Genomic DNA, 20,766 nt, shown 5'->3' with positions numbered 1-20,766 from the left:
TACTGCTTCTCCATGTCTTTCTGCTTATCCGTGTTTGCCTGGGTTCGTTTTTTCAATCCAGCGCGCATTGCAGCGCTTCCTTGAAACGGGCGCCCCAGTCTTCCTGCGCCGCCTCGGCGCGATACGCCAACGCCTCCAGTCGGATGTCAAAGCCGGCGTCATGTTCCGCCACCTCGCAGGTCAGGCTCCACTGCGACTGCGCTCCCGCCACGCCGGCCAGCTCAAGCTGGCGACAGGGAACTCCGGCGATGCGACCGGTAAAGCCGTCTTTATGGAAGTAACCGAAAAAGGCGGATGGATAGAGCGCCTCTCTGGACAGGTCAGGATGACGGGCGCCGAGGTCTTCCGCATCGTACAGGTAATGGCGGCAGGCCTCGCGAACCGCAGCGGACACCTTTTGCAACAAGGCGCTCCCCTGCTCCGACGCCATGGCCACCCGCACAGGCAACAGAGTCATCAGCGGCGCGATGACCGTCTGTTGCGCCAGATTGTCGCGGCCGTGGAAGATCATGGAGACCAGTTGCTCCGCCTGCTGGTCGAGTCCGCTCTTGAACTGGGTGAACACCGCCATGAAGTATTCTGGAACGCTGATCTTCAGTCTGGCGGTCAGCGCTTCGATGCGCGCCTTGCAGTCGGCGTCCACAGAGACCAGCCAGGCGCCGGTGCGCGGTTGGGACGCGACCGCTGGCGAGGTCGGCGCACTGCCCTGCAGTTGCGCCAGCCAGTAATCCGCGTGCGTGCGTCGCTGAGCGGCGAAAGCCGGGCTGTAGAACAACTCGGAGTACGCGCTCAGATCGCCGCCGGCGTCGGACTGAGGGGCGTCCGTCGTCAGCTCATGCAGAACCTGGGTCAGTCCCGAGCCGTCAATGCAGGCATGAGAGAAATCCAGCAACAACACGCCACCCTGTGCATCGGACACCCAGCGACCGCGCACGTTTACGCCATCTTCCAGAGAAAACGGCCGCACAAAGTCGCGCACGTCCTCTTCCAGACTCCCCAAGCTTTGCCGTTTTTCCAGACGAAACAGGAAGCGTTTGGCGGGGCGCAGGAAAAGTTCGTCCTCCGCCAGCGTAAACTGCGCGCTGAGACTCTCATGGCGTGCAAACGCCGTTTGCAGCAGGTTGCGCAGTTGTTTCAGATCCGGCTCCGCATCAAACGCCAGCGCCACGAAACTGTTGTTGCTGAGATCGCCGGGATTCAGTTTGACCGCCTTGTAAATCGCCCTTTGCGCAGGCAGCGCCCGGATGCCCTGGCTTGGCGACTGAGTTGACGCTGACATGAGTGTCGCTGATTGCGCGTCCGCTGTCTGTTCTGCCTGTAACCGAAACAATTCGGCTTCAATCAATCTGGCCTGACTCTCCAGATCCAGATGCGCCACGATCGCGCTCAGGGATATAGCGAGATTGAACTCCCGCTGAATGCCCGCCATCAGCGCCACCGCCAACAAGGAGTGTCCGCCAGCTTCGAAAAAGTGCGTTTGACGGCCAATGGCGTCAGTGTTGAGCAGAGCGCGCCATAGTTGCGCCAGCCTGGCCTCCACGCCCTCCCTGGGCGCTTGCGCCTCAGGAGGAGCCGCGGCGCTGAAAGACGGCGCCGGCAGCGCTTTGCGATCCAGTTTGCCATTGCTGGTGACAGGTAAGGTCGCCAGCCAGACAAAGTTGGAAGGAATCATGAACGCCGGCAGGCGGTCTTGCAGATGTTCCCGCAGCGCAAGATTCAACGCGTCTGCCTGAGCGTCCACGTCTTCGACTGACGGCGCCGCCGTGATATAGGCGACCAGACGGGCGTCTCCCGGCGCATCTTCGCGCACCAGCGCCACGCACTCCTTGACGCTGGCGTGGGATGCAATCGCCGTCTCCACCTCGCCCAGCTCAATGCGAAAACCGCGCAGCTTGACCTGAAAGTCATTGCGCCCCAGGTACTCAATGTCGCCATCCGGTAGAAAACGGGCCAGGTCGCCCGTGCGATACATGGCGCGCCCCGCATCAGCGCAGAACGGTTCGGCGACGAATTTTTCGGCGGTCAGCTCGGGTTGATTCAGATAACCCCGCGCCACGCCCACGCCGGCGATATACAGCTCGCCAACGACCCCGACCGGACAGGGCTGACGATGCGGATCAAGAATATAAAGGCGGATGTTGTCGATCGGGCGACCGATGGGAACCGTTGCGCCGACCTCATTGCCCACGCAATCCCAGACCGTCACGTCAATGGCGGCCTCGGTCGGTCCATACAGGTTATAGAGTTCAACGCCGGGGAATCGCTCCCGAAACCGGCGCACGCTTTGAGCAGGCAAGGCTTCACCGCTGCAAAACACATGGCGCAGGCTGTCGCTGACGCTGGCCGCCGCCTGATCCAGAAACGGCGACAGCATGGATGGCACGAAATGCAGGGTGGTGACGCGCCGGGCGCGAATCAGGTCGCTCAAATACACCGGGTCCTTGTGCCCCTCCGGCTTCGCCACCACCAGGCGCGCGCCGTACATCAACGGCCAGAAGAATTCCCACACGGAGACATCGAAGCTGAACGGCGTTTTTTGCAGCACCGCATCCTCCGCCGTCAAAGCGTGGGCCTTCTGCATCCAGGTCAAACGGTTCACCACGCCGCGATGTTCGTTCATCACGCCTTTCGGGCGCCCGGTGGACCCGGATGTGTAGATGACATACGCCAGATGAGAGGCGTTCACCGCCGTTTCTTCCCGGCTCAGATCTACGTTGCGCTTTTGCTCCCAGGCCGCCGTTGCGTTGAGATCAATCAGTCGCGCGTCGCGTTCTACGGCATAGGCCGCCAGCAGCGCATTAACGTCCGCGGGTACTTGAGCGTGAGTCAGCACCGCCTTCGGAGCGGCGTCGCGCAGCATGTAGTCGAGACGGTCGCCGGGATAATGGGGGTCCAGAGGCGCGTAGGCGGCGCCGGCTTTCAACACCGCCAGCAAAGCCGTCACCATTTCCACACTGCGCTCCACGCAGACGCCAACGATGGCGTCCGGCCCGACGCCCACGTCTTCTCTCAGATAGCGCGCCAGTTGATTGGCGCTACGGTTCAATTGCGCATAGGTCAACGCCTCTTCGCCGAACTCCACCGCTATTGCGTCCGGCGTGCGCGCCGTCTGCGCTTCGATCAGCCAGTGCAGACAGGCCTCACTGGGAAAGTCCGCCTGAGTCTGATTCAAGCGTCGCAGCACCAGATCACGTTCCTGCTCAGGCATGGCGCTCAGGCGGCCAAGACGGGTTTCCGGCGCCGCCTCCAGGGCGTCGACGATTTCCCGCAGCGCCGTCTCAAAAAAGTCGCACACCCGCTCGGGATCATGTCCCTGCGCCACCTGCGCGTTGACCACAAAATCATCGCCAAAATCGTCCACATTCACCGACACCGGATAGGTGGTGCGCTCCATCACGCCGGAGTAGCTGAGGCCCGCCACGGCGGAGGGATTAAGGGCCTGAAACGGGTCCGCCGACGGAACGTTGCGCACGTCACTGTGACGGTAGTTCAACATGGTCGTGAACAATGGCGTCTCGCCCTGAATTTGCGCGGACTTTTGCGCCTGCGCCAGGGAGGCCTGTTCATGTTTCACCAGTTGCATCAGCCTGTCCTGGGCGTTCCACAATCCTTCCAGCACCGGCAGCGACCCCAGGCGCAGACGAATCGGCAGTGTGTTGATGAACTGCCCCATGGCGCTTTCCGCTTCGTCGCCGGCGAACATGCGACCCAGCAGCACCGTGCCGAACACCACGTCATCGCGCCCGCTCAGGCTGCCCACTACCTGGGCCCAGGCCAGATGAATAATCGCCGCGACGCTGACGCCGTGCGCCCTGGCCTGCCGCCGTATCTGCGCGGATAAAGCCGGAGAAAGCGAACGCCAGGCTTCCGTGACCGCATCCTCGCCGGTCAGATACTGTTCCAGGCCAAGGGGCGCCGGCCCCGGTTCATAGTCCTGCAGCATGGCGTCGAAGAAGGCTTTGCGCCCCTCAACGTCGACATCGGAATACAGGCCGGACCGGGTTTCGGAGAACGACACGGCGGACGCCTGCGCAAGCGGTTGCCCCAGCAGTTGCGCTTCTATCTCCTGCTGCATTTTTTCTACGGTGGCATGGTCCACCGCCAAATGATGCAGCAGGTGCAGCAACACCCATTGCCCGTTCTGGGCGTCATAGCAGTAATAACAACGCTGCAGAGGCGCCCTGGCGATATCGAAGCGTTGCGCGGACGCAGCGCAGCGTCGCTTCAGGGCGGTAACGGCGTCTTCACCCTCCCGTTCCGCATGCACTTCCTCTACGGCCAACGGCGCCTCTCGCCAAACCACCTGCAGCGGTTGCGTCAGCCCTTCATAGGCAATACTGACGCGGAAAGCGTCGTGCCGGGAGATAGTGTTGCGCAACGCGTCCAGATAGTCATGCAACAGATCAGCGCTGGCGAACCGGGTCGCCTGCCATAACACATAAGGGTCCGCCGCCGGATTGGCGAGAGCATGATAGAACATGCCCTGCTGCAGCGGCCCCAGAGGACAGACGTCCTTGATATTGGCGGGTCCGCCCGTGACGGCGGCGATGGCGGTCTGTTCCTCCAGACTCAGTTGCGACCACAACGTCGGCCGGGTTTCGTTCGCCGCCGAAGTCGCCGCCCCCTGCTGCGGATCAAACCGCCGCAGCTGCGTCGCCAGATCCGCCAGGACCGGGTGCTGATACAGGGTGTGCGCATCCACGATGAAGCCGCGACGACGCAGCGCCAGCATCATTTTTACGATAAGCAGTGAGTGGCCGCCCAGATTAAAAAAGTGCGCATTGCGGCCGATGTCCTGAACCCCCAGCAGTTCGCTCCAGACCTCCGCCAGCAGACGCTCCAGCGCAGTCTCGGGAGGCGTGGCGTCGCCGTTGTTGGCAGCCCTGTAGGCGATGACCGGAAAGGCTTTTCGATCGACCTTGCCGCTGGCGGATAACGGAAAACGCTCCATGATGACCACCGCAGCGGGTCTCATGTAGTCCGGCGCCTGCTCCTGCATATAACGGCGAATGCTTTCCTGAACGCCTTCTGACGTCTGGCGTTGCTGCGCACGCTCCGAAACCAGCACGAAGGCCGCCAGACATTTGCTGTCCGCATCCTCTCCCTGCGCCACCACGACCGCATCGCGCACCGCCGGATGCCGCATCAGCATGGCTTCGACTTCACCCAGTTCAACCCGGTAGCCGCGTATTTTGACCTGAAAGTCGATGCGACCCAGAATGTCCAGCAGCCCGTCCGGCCGCCATCGCGCCAGATCCCCCGTGCGATACAGACGCCGTGACCCGCCGCCGTCCACATCGATATCGACGAACCGGGCGGCGGTCTCCTGGGGGCGCTGATGATAGCCATAGGCGAGTTGCAGCCCGCCGATGCACAGCTCACCCGGCGCTTCGTCGCGTAGCGGACGGTTGTTCTCGTCCAGCACATACAGCTCCACCTGATCGATGGCCGCCCCCACTGAGGGCAGATCCGGCCATTGCCGGGGATGTCCGCTCAGGGTGTGCGCCGTCACCACATGGCTTTCCGACGGACCGTAGTGGTTATGCAGACGGCAGTTCGGTAAAGCGCTGAAGAATTGCCTGATGGCGGGGGTGATCACCAGCTGCTCGCCGGCGGTCACCACATCAAGCAGCCCGCCGGGATAGCGATCCTCCGCCACCGCCGCCAGCGCCAGGCTGTTCAGCGCCACATAAGGCAGGAATATCCGTTGCGCCTGCTGCGACTCAATCAGCGACAACAGCTCCACAGGGTCCAGACGCAGTTCATTAGCCATCAACACCAGTTCGCCGCCGCTGGCCAGCGTGGCGAAGATTTCCTGAAACGACACATCAAAACTCAGCGGGGAAAACTGCAGGGTTTTCTTGCCTGCGTAGTCGCCCTGCTCGCGAATCTGCCAGACCAATAAATTCACCAGGGCTTTGTGGGGCATGCACACGCCTTTGGGCGCGCCCGTGGAGCCGGAGGTATAGATAAGGTACGCCAGATCCTCCGGCGTGCAGGCGCGGGACGGATTCTGCGACTCGTCGTCGTTTGCGTCGCCGGAAAAGTCATAGGCGTCCATATCCAGGAAGGCGAAGGTATCGGGCAGCGTGCGGATAATCTCGGCGCAGGAAATCACCACTGAGACATTGGAGTCGCGCAGAATATAAGCCTGACGCTCAAGCGGATAACTCATATCCACCGGCGCATAGGCGGCGCCGGCTTTTAACGCGGCAATAACAGCGACGATAGCGTCTATGCCGCGATCCAGGCAGACGCCCACTACCGCGAGTTCGTCGCCATAACGCCGGCGCAGTTCATGCGCCAGTCTGTTGGCTCTGCGATTCAGGGCGTCATAGGTCAGGGTTTGCGCGCCAAAACGCAGCGCAACGGCGTCCGGGGTGCGCGCCGCCTGACGCTCGAACAGGTCCTGCACGCAATCGTCCACGACGGCGTCCGCACCCGGGTCGGTTTGTTTGAGATGGCCAGAATTACTGTCTAACAACGATTTAGTAAACATAACTATCTTCTTTGAACTCGATAAGTTGACCGTTTTTCATGGTGATCAGGGCGTCCGCCTCGGAAAAATATTCATCATCATGGGTCACGACAAAAACGATGCGTCCCTGGGCTTTCAACATAGGGACCCATTCCTTGTAAAACCGGGATTTGGAGCGCGGGTCCTGGTCCGCGGCCCATTCATCCAGCACCACCACCGGACTGGGGTCCGCCAGCAGCATGGCCAACGAGAGGCGTTTACGCTGCCCGGTGGACAGCTTGATATTGTCGAAGGCGCCGTCGTCCAGCAGCGTGGACTTATCCGCCATGCCCAGCAGCGCAATATTGCGGTTGATGGCGTCCCGCGCCGCGATCAGGGCGGGATCGTATACCCGCTTGAACAGCCAGTTGTCGCTGAATATGGCGCGGGTGTGCTCCAGCAACTGGCTTTGCGACACCTCGACGCCGTCTATCCTAAGCGCGCCCTGGGCGGGGGCGTAGAGGCCCGCAAGAATCATCGCCAGGGTGCTCTTGCCGGAGCCGTTGCCGCCTGTCAGGAAGTAGGCCTTGCCGCTTTCCGCCGTCATGGAGACCGGCCCGACCCCGAAGCATTCGCTTTCCCCGCCCGGCGCGGGATAGTTGAAGCGAACGCCGTCCAGCTGCAGGGTTTTGACCGGTTGCAAAGTCGCACCCGCCACGCCGGACTCAGCGCTCTGGATGGACTGACTGAACGCCACCATATTGCGCATCAGGCTGCGCAGCCGCACCAGTTCGGGCATCGCCGACATGACCGCGTTCAGGGGACCGATCAGATACAGCAGGATGATCAGATACTCTTTCGACGCATCTCCGTCGAACCGGGGAATCAGCAACGGAAACAGCAAGGCCACCGCCACCAGCAAGACCGTAAGCAGGGACTCGCCGATAAAAAACGCGCTCAAGAATCCACGATCATATTGAATTCGCAACGCCTTGAAGCGGTCCGACACCGCCTGGGCATGGCGGTAAAAACTGCGCTTCACCGCTTCACGACGCAAACCTTTGTAGCCCTTCTGCAGGTCTTCAACGGTATCCATGAATTCGCTGCGGGTCTGCAACGCCTGCGGCATGATGCGGTTGGCGCGCTCGGACACGTAGTAGTACAGGCCAATCATGGGAACCGCGCAGGCCAGCAGAATGGAGGTCGCCAGCGCTGACTTGAACGCCATCAGATAGGCGAACAGGAACACAATCGTCAGCAAATTGGCGAAGAACGGCACAAAGGCCAGGACGCTTTTGGCCAGCTCCTGGGAATCTTCACCCACCACAGACTGGATTTTGCCAGGGGACAGGCGTTCCACGCTTTTATAATCCGACGCCAGCAACTTACGAATGATCTCCATTCGCCAGCCCTGCACAAAAGCGTGGCCGAACCGCATGATCTGCAGTTCCGCGGCCTTGCGGGCGGAAATATAGAAATAGATGCAGTTGAACAACAGCACTGCGCTGTACGCCAGATTGGCCGCCGGGCTGTCAATCGCCTGGATGATACACAACACCAGCGCCGAGTTGAGCAGACCGGAAACCACCGTCAGGCCGACCACTTTGGCGATCATCAGCGACGAAAAGGTTTTGCTGTCGAACTGTTCGCTGTGACGGGACGCCTGGAAAAAGAACAGGCTCAGAGCGTTGACGCAGACAACCAGTCCCGCCGCCGCCGTCAGCAGGCTTGTTGGGCCCCACACCAGCAGGTTCGCCCATCCCAGTCCCAAGGTAAGAGGGGGCGCGATTATCAGCACCGACGCCAGCGCGACGTTCAGCACCAACAGGCGTCCCAGGAATGCGCGCCAGCTCACCCTTTCCGCAGACTGCACGAAACTTTCCTGCACAATGGCTGCGTCCACCTGGGAGCCCTTGGCTTCGCCATCCGCCGGCTCCGCGGAACGCGTTTGCAGACGCCGCAGTACAGGCAGCGTCAGCAGCGCGCACAGCCAGAAAACCACGGCGGCGACGGTCGCGCCCCAGTCTCCCGTATCTGCGGCGAAGCGCTCCGGCAGAGGCTGCGGCGACGCGCCGCGCAGGTGTTCGAAGACCGCCCGGCCCAGCTGAATCACTTGCGGGCTGTTGCTGTTGCCCAGCAGCGCAACGCCGACTCCGGTTTGCGGGTCGAACGCCACATAGGCGCCGGCGTTGGGGTTCTGTCCCGGATGACTCCAACTGGTGGTGGCGCCCGCCTCGACATCCCACCCGTAGGCGTAGCCAGAGTCGCTGTCGCCGCCATAGGGACGTTTCGCCTGCTGCAACGCCCATTGCAGGACGTCCAGACGCGCGTCGCTTTGTTTGGGCGGCGGCTGCAGTAGAAACTGCAACCACCGCGCCATGTCCTCCGGCGTACTGAGGATATATCCCGCCGGAGTGTTTTGCAGATAGCGCGGCGCCTCATAGGGTCTGGCGACGGTAAAGCTGAGCTTATAGCCCGGTATGCGCGGCGCGGTGGCGGCGGGATCGCCTTCCACGAAGGTGTCCTTCATGCCCAGGGGCAGAAAGATTTTCTCCCGTAACAGGGCCGCGAAGGATTTCCCCGTCGCCCGTTCCGCCGCCAGCCCCAACAGGCTGTAGTTCAGCGTGGCGTACTCCTCTTTGCCGCCAACCGGATAAGTCAGCGGCGTGTCCCGCAACAAGCCCGGCAATTGCTCCAGAGCGTTGGCGGCGTCGCTGGGGCGCAGCAGGTCCAGGGTATCCCCGGACAGGCCGCTGCTATGGAACAGCAGATTATTCAGGCGAATGGCGGAATATCCCAATTCCGGACGCTGATTCAGCTCCGGAATCCAGCGTGTGATCGCATCCTGCCGGCTCAACGCGCCTTCCTGCTCCAGCACGGCGATCAACAGACCGGTAAAGGCTTTCGAACAGGAGGCCAGCTCGAATACGCCGGCTTCCTGCTCTCCCAGTCGCAGCGTGTGCGCCTGGCCATTGACGACCACGCTCAGTCCCCCGGTGGGGATCTGCGACGCGTCCCAGCGCCGGGTCAGCTCGCTGACCGTCTGCGCCAGGTCCGCCGCGGGCTTGACGCTCGCCATGTCGGCGAACGCGCGTCCCGTCAGCGCAAACAGGAGGCTGATCAGAAGAACGCCAATGCGGATTAAGCCGACATTATTCATTGACTTCGCTCTCCTGACGCTGGGTCGCGCCCCGCAACTTACGGCGGGCCTGCAAGGCCCTTCGCTTATCTCCCAGATCCGCCTGCGCGGTCGGCGCGGGATCGACCGGCGCAGACTCCGCCGGCGCCAGTTCCTTGCTCAGCTCACGCAGCGATGCGGCTTTGAACAACAGAGCCACCGGGATTTCACGCTCCAGTCGTTGCTCCAGCCGCTTGGCGAACTGGATCAGATCCAGTGAGGTGGCCCCCAGGTTGAAGAAGCTGGCGTCCACATCCAGTCCGTCAACGCCTAAAAAGCTTTCCAGCATGGCGCGCATCGCCTGCAGCAGCGTTTCCGCATCCGCGCCCGCCAGAGATTCCGCCTCATCGGCGGCGTCCGGCGCGCCCTGAGAAGCGCTGGCGCTGAACAGCATCTGCTGAGTGCTCAGTTGTTTCTCCAGCACCACGCCGATCGGCAGTTTGGAGACAGCGACAAAAGGCGTCTGCAGCTGACGCGCCAGGGTCGCCATCGCCAGCGCAATACGTGTTCCTTCCAGGTTCGACAGTCCCTCCTCCCGCAGTTTGGCGGCGAAACTTCGCTCCTCCGAACGCGTCTCCATCGCAATGACGATCTTTCCGATGTGCCGGCCCTGAGCCATAAACTGAAACGCGTCGGCGATGTCTCTGGCGGCGTAGGCTTTGGTGGGCAGCGGTCTCAGCGCCTCCCTCTCCAGCAGCGCCACGACCTCGGCCCAGGCTTCTTTGTAAGCAGGGTGCTCCGCCCCGGCTTGCACTGCGTGGAAACTGCCGCCTTCCGCAAAAATCGACAATCCCAGCTTCCAATCCTGCAGGATGTCCCGCAGGCCAAGCTCCAGAAAACGACCTTGCGGCGCTAACAGAGACACGCTTTCTTCCAGAAGTTCTCCCGCCAGCGCGTTGAGTATCACCTGGAACGGTCTGTCGCCGAGCTGACGTCGGAACGCCTCGCCAAACTCCCGCGTGCGGGAATTGGCGGCGCCCTTGGCGCCCATACTCATGAGCAGATTGCGTTTTTCTTCGCTGCCGGCGGTGACCCAGACTTCCGCCCCCAGATGCAACGCGATCTGCATGGCAGCCATGCCCACGCCCCCAGCGGCGGAATGGATCAGTATGCGTTCGCCCCGTTTGAGATTGGCGGCATGCTTCAGAGCGATCCAGGCGGTGGTGAACGCGACAGGGACGCCGGCGGCCTGCTGATATCCGAGCACAGGGGGGATAAGAGCCACGACTCTCTCCGGCATGATGACGTGCTCCGCCAGGCAGCTATGCCCCGCGCACATCACGCGGTCGCCGACGCGAACGTTGGTCACCTCCGCGCCAACCCGGGTGACGACCCCCGCCGCTTCCTGGCCGAAGGTCATGCTCGGGTCGGACGGCGCGGGTAAAACTCCCAGGGCGATCAATACATCCTTGAAGTTAAGACCCGCCGCCCTGACTTGAATCTCCACCTCCAGCGGGCCCGGCTCCCGGCGCGGCTCCTGGCGGGATTCGAAGGCGAAATTGCCGTCGCGGGCGTCGCCATTGCGCAAGCGCATGACGGCGTGACGCGCCGAGTCATTACTGCGTAACGCCTCAGACGCATCCACCAGCAGCAGATCGTCGATCGCCACCAACAAGGCGTTCGTATCCGAATAGATTTTCACCTGCAGTAATTTGCCGGCGCCCAGATCACTGACCTGCACCCAGCTCCTGACCCGGTCGCCCATGGGCGCATACTGCGTGAACGCGCCAATGGACACCGGCGCATACTGCGCGTCTTCCTGTTCCGGAGAGGCGATCAGGGTGGCGGTGTCCAGCAATGCGACATGCAGACCCTCCGTCGCCGCCTCGCCCTGATAAGCCGCCGGTAACTGCAATTGCACGGCGACGGCGTCGGGGGCGACGCGATCCACCGCAATCACATTGCGCCAGCGCGGTCCGAAGGCCAGCGCGCCGTTGGGGCTGACGCCGACGCCATCGCGAGCGCGGAACAGAGGCTCCCTCCGCCCAACGGGCTCCTCGTCACCCACTGACGTCTTGCCACCAATTGGCTCCGGGCCGGCCTGTTGCGATGAAATCGCGCTGTCGCCAAGGCGGACTTTGCCGGTTGCGTGGCGGGTCCAGGACTCAGTGGAGAATGCGCCAACGCCGGAGAAAATCGTGAACGCGGCGCGGTCGTCGGAGAACGCCACCACCACGTCTAACGCCACTCCGTCCTGCACCACCAGGGGCCTTTCAATGGCGACGCCGTGCAGAGAAAACCGTTGCGCCAGCGCTTGCTCGGCGATGGCGCGATGGGCCAAGGTCACCATGCCCATGGCCGGCATCACTGTCGTGGCGGCGTCCATGCGGTGCTCGTCCAGCCACCAGTCCCGCCTGGCGTCCAGAGGGCGGCGCCACAGCGAGGCATGCTCCGCTTCGGACCGCACAGGCTGTTTGAGGGCGTCATCCAGTTGCTGCGCCGAGCGCGTCGCCATGCCGGATTCCGCCCAGTCGTCCCAGGCGATGGCCAGGGCGCGGCCGCCCCGTCGGCGCACCTGTTCGGCGTAAGCCTCCAGACAGGCGTTGGCGGAAACATAGGCGACCTGACCGACTTTTTCCTTCGGCAGCAAGTTGCCCAGACTGGAGAACAGCAACAGGGTCGGTTTCCCCAACCGCTCCAGGTTGTCGCACAGGAAACGGGTTCCCGTGACTTTCGGCGCCAGGGTGGCGAGGGATTCCGCCTCCGAGCGCATCTGCATCATGGCGCCTTCGCCGCGACCGGCTGTATGGAACACATAGTCGACGCCAACGCCCTGCTCCGCGAGCTGGAACACCGGTGCGAAAGCCTTGTTCAGGGTCGCTTCGTCGCCAAGATCTCCCTGCAGCAAGGTGACGCGGCCGCCTTTGCATTCAAGGTTCAGCACCCATTGCAGAAACTCAGCGTTGGCGCTCTGGCCAGCGATCTCCGCCGCCCAGTCCCGCCGCGGCGGTAAAGACTTGCGCACCAGCAACAGCAGATGACAGTGGTAGACCTCCGCCAGATGCTCTGCAATCGCCGCGCCCATGCCGCCATTGGCGCCGGTGATGAGCACCCAGCTGTTGCGGCTGATGTCTGGAAGCGCGCGCGCCAGAGGCTGCTCCTGTATCCGTGCGCTTACACGTCGACGCCAGAACGCATCGCGTCGCAAGCAATAGAACTGGCCGCCGCGCCAGCCGTGCTCCAGCCAGGGTTTGAGAGCCTGGGCGACGCTTTCTCCATCAGGGCCGTCCGCCTGCTCCCTCGTCAGGTCTATGCACAGGGCTGACAGATCCGTGTATTCTTCCGGCGCAATCAGCAATGGGCCCAACAACTGGCTTTTTTCCGCGCTCGGGGTTTCCGTTCCCTCCCAGGCCGCCATGCCGACGGTGGGAAATATCAGTCTTAATTTTGGCGAGGACGGCTGGGCCGCGCTCCACCTGGCCAGCGCCACCGGCAGCCAGAACGCCCAGAATTGCGCCTGTGTGGCGTCCAGGTCATCCAGCAATCCGGTGACAATCACGTCCATCGCCGCAGACGCCCGCAACCCCTGCTGCGTCAGCCAGTCCTGCAACTCAGCATGGATCTTGCTGAAATCGCCTCGCCACCCGCCGCACTCGATTACTCCGCAGCGCTGATCGCGGGCTTCCAGCGCCTGCGCCAGATCCCGTTCTCGTTGCGTCAATTGACGACAGATAATCCAGGTATCCGGGGTTTCATCCATCGGCAAACGTTCGGGCGGTTGCGCGCCAATGCTTTCCCATTCCTGTCCATAAAAATGCGAGCCAAAGAACAATGAGGCCACCGTGTCGGCGTTCTGCCTGGGAGCCGCCGCAACAGCGCTCGCCAGCGGCGCGCAGACGCGACGCTCAAAGGCGTGGCCGGGCAGATGGCTGCGCAGGCTCTCTTGATCCCGCGCCTCCAGGGAATGCAATCTGGGCCAGACTATGCGCGCGCCCTGGGACCAGGCTTTGGCGATGAACTGGCGTAGCGCCGTCGCCTCTTGCTCCACGCCCGCGGCGCCCAGACTTGGCGTCAATCTTGACGCCTGTAGACGCAGCCATTTACGCGCATGCTGCAACAAATCCACGCCGGTTCCGATTTGCGTATAGAGCGCATCAGGAAACGCCGCATTCACTTCCGCCAGCGCCGCGCCCCACTGCACCGGCGACAGCATTTGCCGCACCCAGTATTGCGGATCGCACATGTCGCTCTCGTCGAGCTTGCGTCCCGTGGCGGTTGAGAAAATGGCGCATTGCGCCGGTTGTAGCGTGCAGGATTGCAGCAATTCACCGAACGCCCGCGCCGCCGATTCGATCAACGGCGTATGGAAGGCGTGGGACACCGCTACGCGCTTGAACGTCAGTCCCTGGCGCGTCAGCCTGGCTTCCGCCGACGCAGCGCCCTCCTCCGAGGTCGCCAACGTCCAGGTTCCCGGACTCAGTTCCGCAACCCGCCACAGCTCAGCCGGCAACGGGTCGTCAAAGCCTTGCTTACAGCTCACGGCGAACACCGCGCCTTTGGGCGTGGCGTCCATCAGCCTGGCGCGGGCGACCACCAGGGCCATCCCCTCCTCCGGGGTGAAAACGCCTGCGACCGCCGCCGCGGCGAATTCACCCAGACTGAAGCCGCACAACGCCGCCGGTTGGCAGCCCATCTCGCGCAACCAGACGCCCAGGGCGGTTTGCAGCGCATAAATCAGCGGTTGCAGATACAGCGTCGACAGGGATTCCGGCTGCTTGAGGCGCTCGATCAGAGCGTCCCGCTCAGCGCCGGGCTGCGCGCCCAGTTCGGTGATCAGCAATTGCGCCGCCTGCTCCAGCAGACGGAAATACAGTTCGCCGAATTCGGGAAATTCCGTCGCCAGACGCAGCCCCATTTGCGCGGATTGTGATCCCTGCCCCGGGAACAGCCAAACCTGATCGTCTCTGGGCTTCTCGGCGCCGTCCGTCCATTCCCATGCGTCCAGCTGCTGCTTCCAATCCGCACCGTCGGTGGCGACAAAGGCCGCGCGACAGGCATACTCGCTGCGGTTGTCCTGCAACTGCCGGGCGATTAGCGACAGATCCGCGCCGCCCGCTGCAAGCTCCAGGTCCAGATGCATAGCGTAGGCTTGCGCCAACCGGGCCAGCGCCGCCGGCGACGCCGCCGACAACGGCAGAATATGCCCCTGCGCCGCTGTCTGTGTCTCAGCGGTCTTCACCGCTGTCTCCACAGAGTTGGCAGCGTCCAGATCCTCGATGCGCGGCGGTTGCTCCAGCAGCACATGGACATTGGTGCCGCCGATGCCGAATGAGCTGACCCCTGCGCGGCGTATGGGCTGATCCGTTGGCCACGCAACCGCCTGGGTAGGAGCCCAGAACGGAGTTTTATCCAGTTCCAGATGGGGATTGGGCTTGTCGAAATGCAGCGTGGGGGGAATTTTGCCGTAGCGAACGCTGAGGGCCGCCTTGATCAGACCGGCGACGCCCGCCGCCGCATCCAGATGCCCCATGTTGGATTTTACGCTGCCGATGGCGCAACGAAACTGCGCCAGTTGCTCCGGCGGCGTCAACGCCTGCGCCGCTTTGTTCAACGCCTGGATTTCTATGGGGTCGCCAAGCACCGTGGCGGTGCCGTGGGCTTCGATCATGCCCAGACTGGAGAACGGAATATCCGCCAGTTGGTACACCTGGGAAATGACATCCGCCTGTCCCTGCACGCTGGGAGCTTCAAAGCTCACCTTGCGAGCGCCGTCGTTGTTCATGCCGGATTCCAGAATCACCGCATGAATCGGATCGCCGTCCGCCAAAGCGTCTTCAAGCAGCTTCAGCAACACCACCCCCACGCCATTGCCGTTGACCGTACCCTGGCCCTGATCAGAGAAGGTTTTACAGTGTCCGTCCGGCGACAGGATCATGCCGTTTTGATACAGATAGCCTCCCGTCACCGGATCGGTGATGCATGCGCCGCCGGCCAGCGCCATGTCGCACTCTCCCGCCAGCAGGGATTTGCAGGCCAGGTGCACGGCGGAAAGCGAGGTCGAACAGGCGGTCTGCACATGCACCGCCGGCCCCTGCAGTTTCATACGATAGGCGATCTGCGTGGCGAAAGCGGCGGGGTCGTTGTAGTTGCCGACGTCGAACATTTCCGCAATGTCCTGACTGGCGCCCGCGAACTGCTCCAGCCGCTCCATGTTCAGCGTCGAACCAATGAACACGCCGGCGTTGAGAGAGGACGCGCCAGGATTCAGCCCGGCGTCGAGAAAGGCGTTGTAGCTGACTTCGTGCAGCACGCGCAATTGCGGGTCCATTTTCTGGGCTTCGCGCTGCGAATAGCCGAAGAACTCATAGTCAAAGCACTCCGCATCCTCAAGCGCGGCTTTGGCCGGCACGTAATTGGGCAGGTCGATGAGGTCGGATGGCGCGCCGGCGGCCAACAGTTCGTCCCTGGAAAAAAACGACACCAGCTCGCGCCCCGCCAGAAGATTGCGCCAGAACGCGCGCCAGTCGGGGCTTTGGGGGAATCGGCTGGAAATACCAATTATGGCGACTTCGTTACCGCTAAATTCTCGCTTCATGATACTGAACTTCCTTTTACTTTACGCCGTCTGTCGGCCAGCCGGTTCTTGCCGGAACGGGCGGACGACAGGATATGTGCCTGGGTGGACGCAGCGCCGGCGTCAGCCGGGTCCGTCTGCGCGCCGGTATGCTCTGCGGACGCTTCGCTGCGCCTGATCCAGGCGGCGAAGGAGGCGATGGTCGGATGCTCAAAAATAACCGCCACGCCAATGTCCCGGGCGAATCGTTGCTGCAGTTGCGATTGCAGGGTAATAATTTTGATGGAGTCGCCGCCGGCGTCGAAAAAGTTGATGTCCGACGCCACTAGCGGGGTCTCCAGAATGTCGCGCCAGACCGCCTGCACCTGCGCTTCCACCGGGTCTGTCAGCGGCGCCTGCGCAGCCGCCGTCTGGGCGTCTTCCCGGGCCTGTCGGGCGGCGATATCGAGTAGCCGCCGGCGGTCGATCTTGCCGGTGAGCGTACGCGCAAAACCATTCACCGCCAGAATTCGCGACGGGGTCCATGACTCCGGCAGATGCCGGCGAATGTGCTCGCGAACACGGGGCTCCAGTTGCGCCGCTGGCGCAGCGCTGTCGACGAACAGCCGCCATTGCCGCTTCCCGCCCGGGTCGCGGACCGGCAGCAGACAACTGGCCTGCACCTCCGCCATGGTTTCCACCACCCGCTCCAGCTCGCGGGGTTCGATGCGCACGCCGTTGATTTTCACCTGATCGTCGATGCGTCCCAGATAGTTGAATCCGCTCGCGGGAGAAAAGGTCACCGCATCTCCAGTGCGATAGAACCTTTGATCCTGGTAGTTGACGAAGGCTCTGGCGGTTTCAACCGCGTTTGTGGCGTACCCTCGGGCCACTGCGCGCCCCGCCACCCAGAGTTCGCCGCGTACGCCGGGTGGCAGCGGCTTGCCGAATATGTCCGCGCAATAGGCGACGACGTTCTGAATAGGCCAGCCGATGGCGACCGCCGTATCGGGTGTTTGTCTGGCGCTCAGGCAGTCCACGGTCGTCTCGCTGGGGCCATAATGGTTGCTCACCGCATACCCCTGGCCCAGCAGCTGATCCCGCAAGCGCAACGGCAGTTCTTCCCCGCCGAAGATCCACAACCGCATGGCGGGCAGTCTGGGGGCGTCTTCCAGCAACGGCGCAATGGCGCCGGGGATGAAATTGACCAGGGTCGCCTCCGTCTCCTGCATCATTCGGATAAACGCCGTGCGGTCCTGTATAACCTGTGGCGCGGGGTATATCAGCGTGGCGCCCACGCAGAGGCTGCCGAACAGGTCTTCCACGCTGGGATCGAAATTCAGATCCGTCAGTCCCAGCACCCGGTCCGCCTGGGTGAGGCCGGTTTCACCTATGAACCAGTCCAGCAGATTCGCGACGGACTCGTTGCGAATGGAGATGCCTTTGGGCGCGCCGGTGGTGCCGGAGGTGAAAATGAAATAAAACTCGTCTTCGGGACGCCGTTGCGACCACAACGCCGGCAGTGGGGACGGGACATTGCTGTCCGTTTGCGTCGCCAGCGACGCCTCGGTCTCCCCTATCGTCCCTATGTCTACGCTTTCCTCTATATCCAATAGAAGACAACCGCTATCCGCGCCTAATTCGGCGATCAGCGCGGCGTCGCACAGCACGATGCCGCAGCCTGCCAGCTCCAATAAAGTCTGCTTGCGCGACGTCGGGTCTTTCGGGTTGAGATAAAAGTAGCTGCCGCCGCTGAACAGGATCGCCAGAATCGCCACCGTCGATCCTTCGCCTTTCGGCGCATGCACGCCTACCCGGTCGCCGACCACAAAGCCCGCCCGTTGTAATTGCGCCTGCACGCTGGCGATGCGTTGCGCCAGTTCGCGATGGCTGATGCGGCGTTCGCCGTCGATCAGTCCGACGTGATGCGGCGCCTCGATCAGACATTGACGGATGCCCTGCAAGGCGGCGTTGATGTCCGCCGTCGCCGTGGTCGCTCCCGCCACCAGATGGCTCGCCTGCGCCTGATCCGGGACTAGCTGTAACAGGCAATCCGCAATCGGCGCGTCGTCCGCCTGCGCGACCAGATCCGCCGCCAGGCTGTCGAAGGCGTGAAACGCCGCGGTCACTGCGGCGGGATCGCCGCTAAAGGTTTCGCCCGCGCTTAACTCGACTTTCCAGGCGTCCGCGCCGGAAACTGTGAGGGTCAGGCCGAAATGGGTGGTTTCCTCGGTATGCAGATCGGTCAGGCTGGTGGCGTAGGACGCGTCCTGCAAACTGGGGTCGATAGGATAGTTGTCGAACACGACCAGCGAGTCATACAACTCTTCTCTCTGACCCGCGATTTCACGGATCAGCAACGGCGGCGTTTTTTCGTGAGCCTGAGTGCGCTGCAAGGTCTGGAACATCGCGCGCAGCCCCTTTTCCAGGGTCCAGGCCCCGTCCAGGGTCAGCAACAGCGGCGTCGTGTTGGTGAACAGTCCCAACGGCTGTTGCTCGGCGTTCTGCGCCAACGCCGCCTCGCGACCGGAAAACGCGCAGCCGAACGCCACGGTTTTCTGAAAGGTAAGTTTGCTTAGGGTCAGCGCCCAACACAGGTACACAAAACTCGCTGGCGTCACGCCGGCGCGACGGCACAGCGCCTCAATCTCCGCCTTACGCTCTTGCGGCCACAAACGCCCGGCTTTTGCGGTAGTCTCTGCGAGCGGCGCGTCGTCAGTGTTTGATTTTGATGTCGCACGACGGAACAGGGGCTCATCCAGTAATTTTGTGGTGACGGCCACATCCCTGTCGTCAGCATCCTGCAACGCATCACGCCAATACTCCCGACTGCGTTGCAGCGCTTCCGGGTCAAGCCCTTTCCAAAGCTGCTGCGAATACAGCCGTGACGCCAACAGCGGGATAGCCTGGCCGCGCAGGCCCTGCACCCACAGGGAGACCAGCAATGAACTGCTCCAGCCATCCATCAGTATGTGATGGAAACAGAAAGCGATGCTCAGCGTTCCTGCTGCAACGTCATGCAGGCAGGCGATGCGCAACACTTCGGAGTCCAGCTCAAACGGCCGCGCCTTGGACTGCGCCAGCCAGTCGAGACAGCGGGCTTTGTGGTCTGACGCAGTGAGAGGCGTATAGTCCAAAGCAATGCGGGGCGCCGCGTACACCGCCTGATGCGGCGCGCGCAGGCCACGCCACAGGAAAACGGATCGCAGGGCGGGCTGCGACGCCTGGATTCGCCGCCACAGGTCGCCAATCTCCGTCTGGCTCGCCGGCGTGCGCAGAGTAAAGGACACGCCAATGTGATAGGCGCTGTTGCCGTCCTTCAACGCATGAAACAGCAAACCGCTCGCTTGCGGAGTCGCCTGCAGCAACTCCTCAATGTAGTTTGACGACTTCATGCGCAGCGCTCCGCCGCGTCATAAAGGTGCTGCAGTCTGCGCTTGTCGATGGCCAGAGAGACGGCGCCGGCGTCTTCGATAATGTTCAGCCACTGCTGAGTGCGGGCGTGGATGAAGGCGGCCTGTCTGTCGTTTTGGTCCTGGTGGCGGTCCGCATCAGCCAGCGTCTCCTTTACCTCGTTTCTGATGCGACGCAGCTGTTGCAGGGCGCCGGGATCATCCAGAACCGGCAGTTTCGCGCTGTACAGGTGATAACAGCAGCGTTGCAGAAACTGCTCGCGGCGATTCTGCGGCGCACTCATCGTTTGTGCGAAGGCGAACAGGTCCTGGGGTTCACAAATCGATTGCATAGGCAGGTTCGCGCGTTGGGTCAGATAACTCAGGACAGATTTAGGGGAAATTTCCAGATAACGGGTGACGCCGTTTTGCGCCACATACTGCAAACTCCGCAACCACTGCACCGGCGACGTCAGGTGTTGCAGGATGGACGTTTTTATCTCCGCCGCCGGCGTTTCCGCGCCGCTCACATTACAGACCAGGCGGGACAGCTGTTCGACCGGTTGCGCGGTCGGCAGGAAGTCCAGCTGGCGCTCCAGTTGCGCACGCGCTTCCGCCATCAGCGGAGAGTGGAAAGGTCCGCCGATCTTCAGGGGATACAGCAGACCGCCCATGGCCTCCATCCGCGGCGCAAAACGTCGAATCTCCGCCATTTCTCCAGAGACCGTCGCCTGATCGAAGGCGTCTATGGCGGAGATGTAGATATTCACCCCGTCCTCAGCTCTCGCCTTCTCCACTTCCTGTGCGACGGTCGCGGCGGGGGCGTGCAGCACCCAGCACATTTCGCCTTGCTCAAACTGACGCGCGCAGGTCTCGACGATTTCGGAACGCAGATTGACCACCCGAGTGAGCGTAGCCAGATCCAGATAGCCGGCGGCGCACATGGCGGGATATTGGCCCAGGCTGTGTCCCATCACGAAATCGGGAACCAGCCCGCCGTGCTTGCGCAATATATCGGCGATGGCGACGGTGGTCGCCGTCAGCGCCAACTGAGCGATGCGCACCTGTTTCAGCGCGTCGCGGCGCTCGCCGTGGATCACGTCCTGCAGGTTGACCTGGGACAGCTCCGACACTTCCTGCAGGCGCTCCCGATACTCGGGATAGACCAGGAATTCGGCGAACATATCCGGCTGCTGGGCGCCCACTCCGGGAAAAAGAAAGACGGTTTTAGCTGAATCCATAGCGG

The 20,766-nt window shown here is 62.5% G+C and carries 5 protein-coding genes; all 5 read right to left on the bottom strand.

Features of this window, described 5'->3' with window-relative positions; all coding sequences use genetic code 11:
* Positions 1-52: 52 nt before the first annotated feature.
* From AC2IBB_RS16930 to AC2IBB_RS16910, 5 genes are read right to left on the bottom strand one after another with little or no spacing between them, the layout of a single operon-like run.
* On the bottom strand, positions 53-6,499 hold the full coding sequence (locus AC2IBB_RS16930) for an amino acid adenylation domain-containing protein (protein WP_486327946.1): 6,447 nt from the start codon (positions 6,497-6,499) through the stop codon (positions 53-55).
* Complete coding sequence (locus AC2IBB_RS16925; protein WP_486327945.1) at positions 6,489-9,617, bottom strand: serine hydrolase; 3,129 nt, start codon at positions 9,615-9,617, stop codon at positions 6,489-6,491. Before AC2IBB_RS16925 ends, AC2IBB_RS16930 begins: the two co-directional genes overlap by 11 nt.
* The gene (locus AC2IBB_RS16920; protein ID WP_486327944.1) at positions 9,610-16,170 is read right to left on the bottom strand and encodes a beta-ketoacyl synthase N-terminal-like domain-containing protein; all 6,561 of its coding nucleotides are present in this window, start codon (positions 16,168-16,170) and stop codon (positions 9,610-9,612) included. The genes AC2IBB_RS16925 and AC2IBB_RS16920 overlap by 8 nt, the downstream gene beginning before the upstream one ends.
* On the bottom strand, positions 16,167-19,523 hold the full coding sequence (locus tag AC2IBB_RS16915) for an AMP-binding protein (protein ID WP_486327943.1): 3,357 nt from the start codon (positions 19,521-19,523) through the stop codon (positions 16,167-16,169). The genes AC2IBB_RS16920 and AC2IBB_RS16915 overlap by 4 nt, the downstream gene beginning before the upstream one ends.
* Positions 19,520-20,761 (bottom strand): ACP S-malonyltransferase, encoded by a 1,242-nt coding sequence (locus AC2IBB_RS16910; RefSeq protein ID WP_486327942.1) that lies wholly within the window; start codon positions 20,759-20,761, stop codon positions 19,520-19,522. The genes AC2IBB_RS16915 and AC2IBB_RS16910 overlap by 4 nt, the downstream gene beginning before the upstream one ends.
* Positions 20,762-20,766: the final 5 nt, after the last annotated feature.

The sequence above is a fragment of the Hahella sp. NS-SX17 genome (assembly GCF_057367735.1).
The sequence above is the reverse complement of the archived record's forward strand: the minus strand, read 5'-3'. Positions and strand labels throughout refer to the sequence as shown.

Bases quoted from the DNA above. Each gene is read 5' to 3' on its own strand.
- AC2IBB_RS16930 (WP_486327946.1), bottom strand. From the start codon at position 6,499: ATGTTTACTAAATCGTTGTTAGACAGTAATTCTGGCCATCTCAAACAA.
- AC2IBB_RS16925 (WP_486327945.1), bottom strand. From the start codon at position 9,617: ATGAATAATGTCGGCTTAATCCGCATTGGCGTTCTTCTGATCAGCCTC.
- AC2IBB_RS16920 (WP_486327944.1), bottom strand. From the start codon at position 16,170: ATGAAGCGAGAATTTAGCGGTAACGAAGTCGCCATAATTGGTATTTCC.
- AC2IBB_RS16915 (WP_486327943.1), bottom strand. From the start codon at position 19,523: ATGAAGTCGTCAAACTACATTGAGGAGTTGCTGCAGGCGACTCCGCAA.
- AC2IBB_RS16910 (WP_486327942.1), bottom strand. From the start codon at position 20,761: ATGGATTCAGCTAAAACCGTCTTTCTTTTTCCCGGAGTGGGCGCCCAG.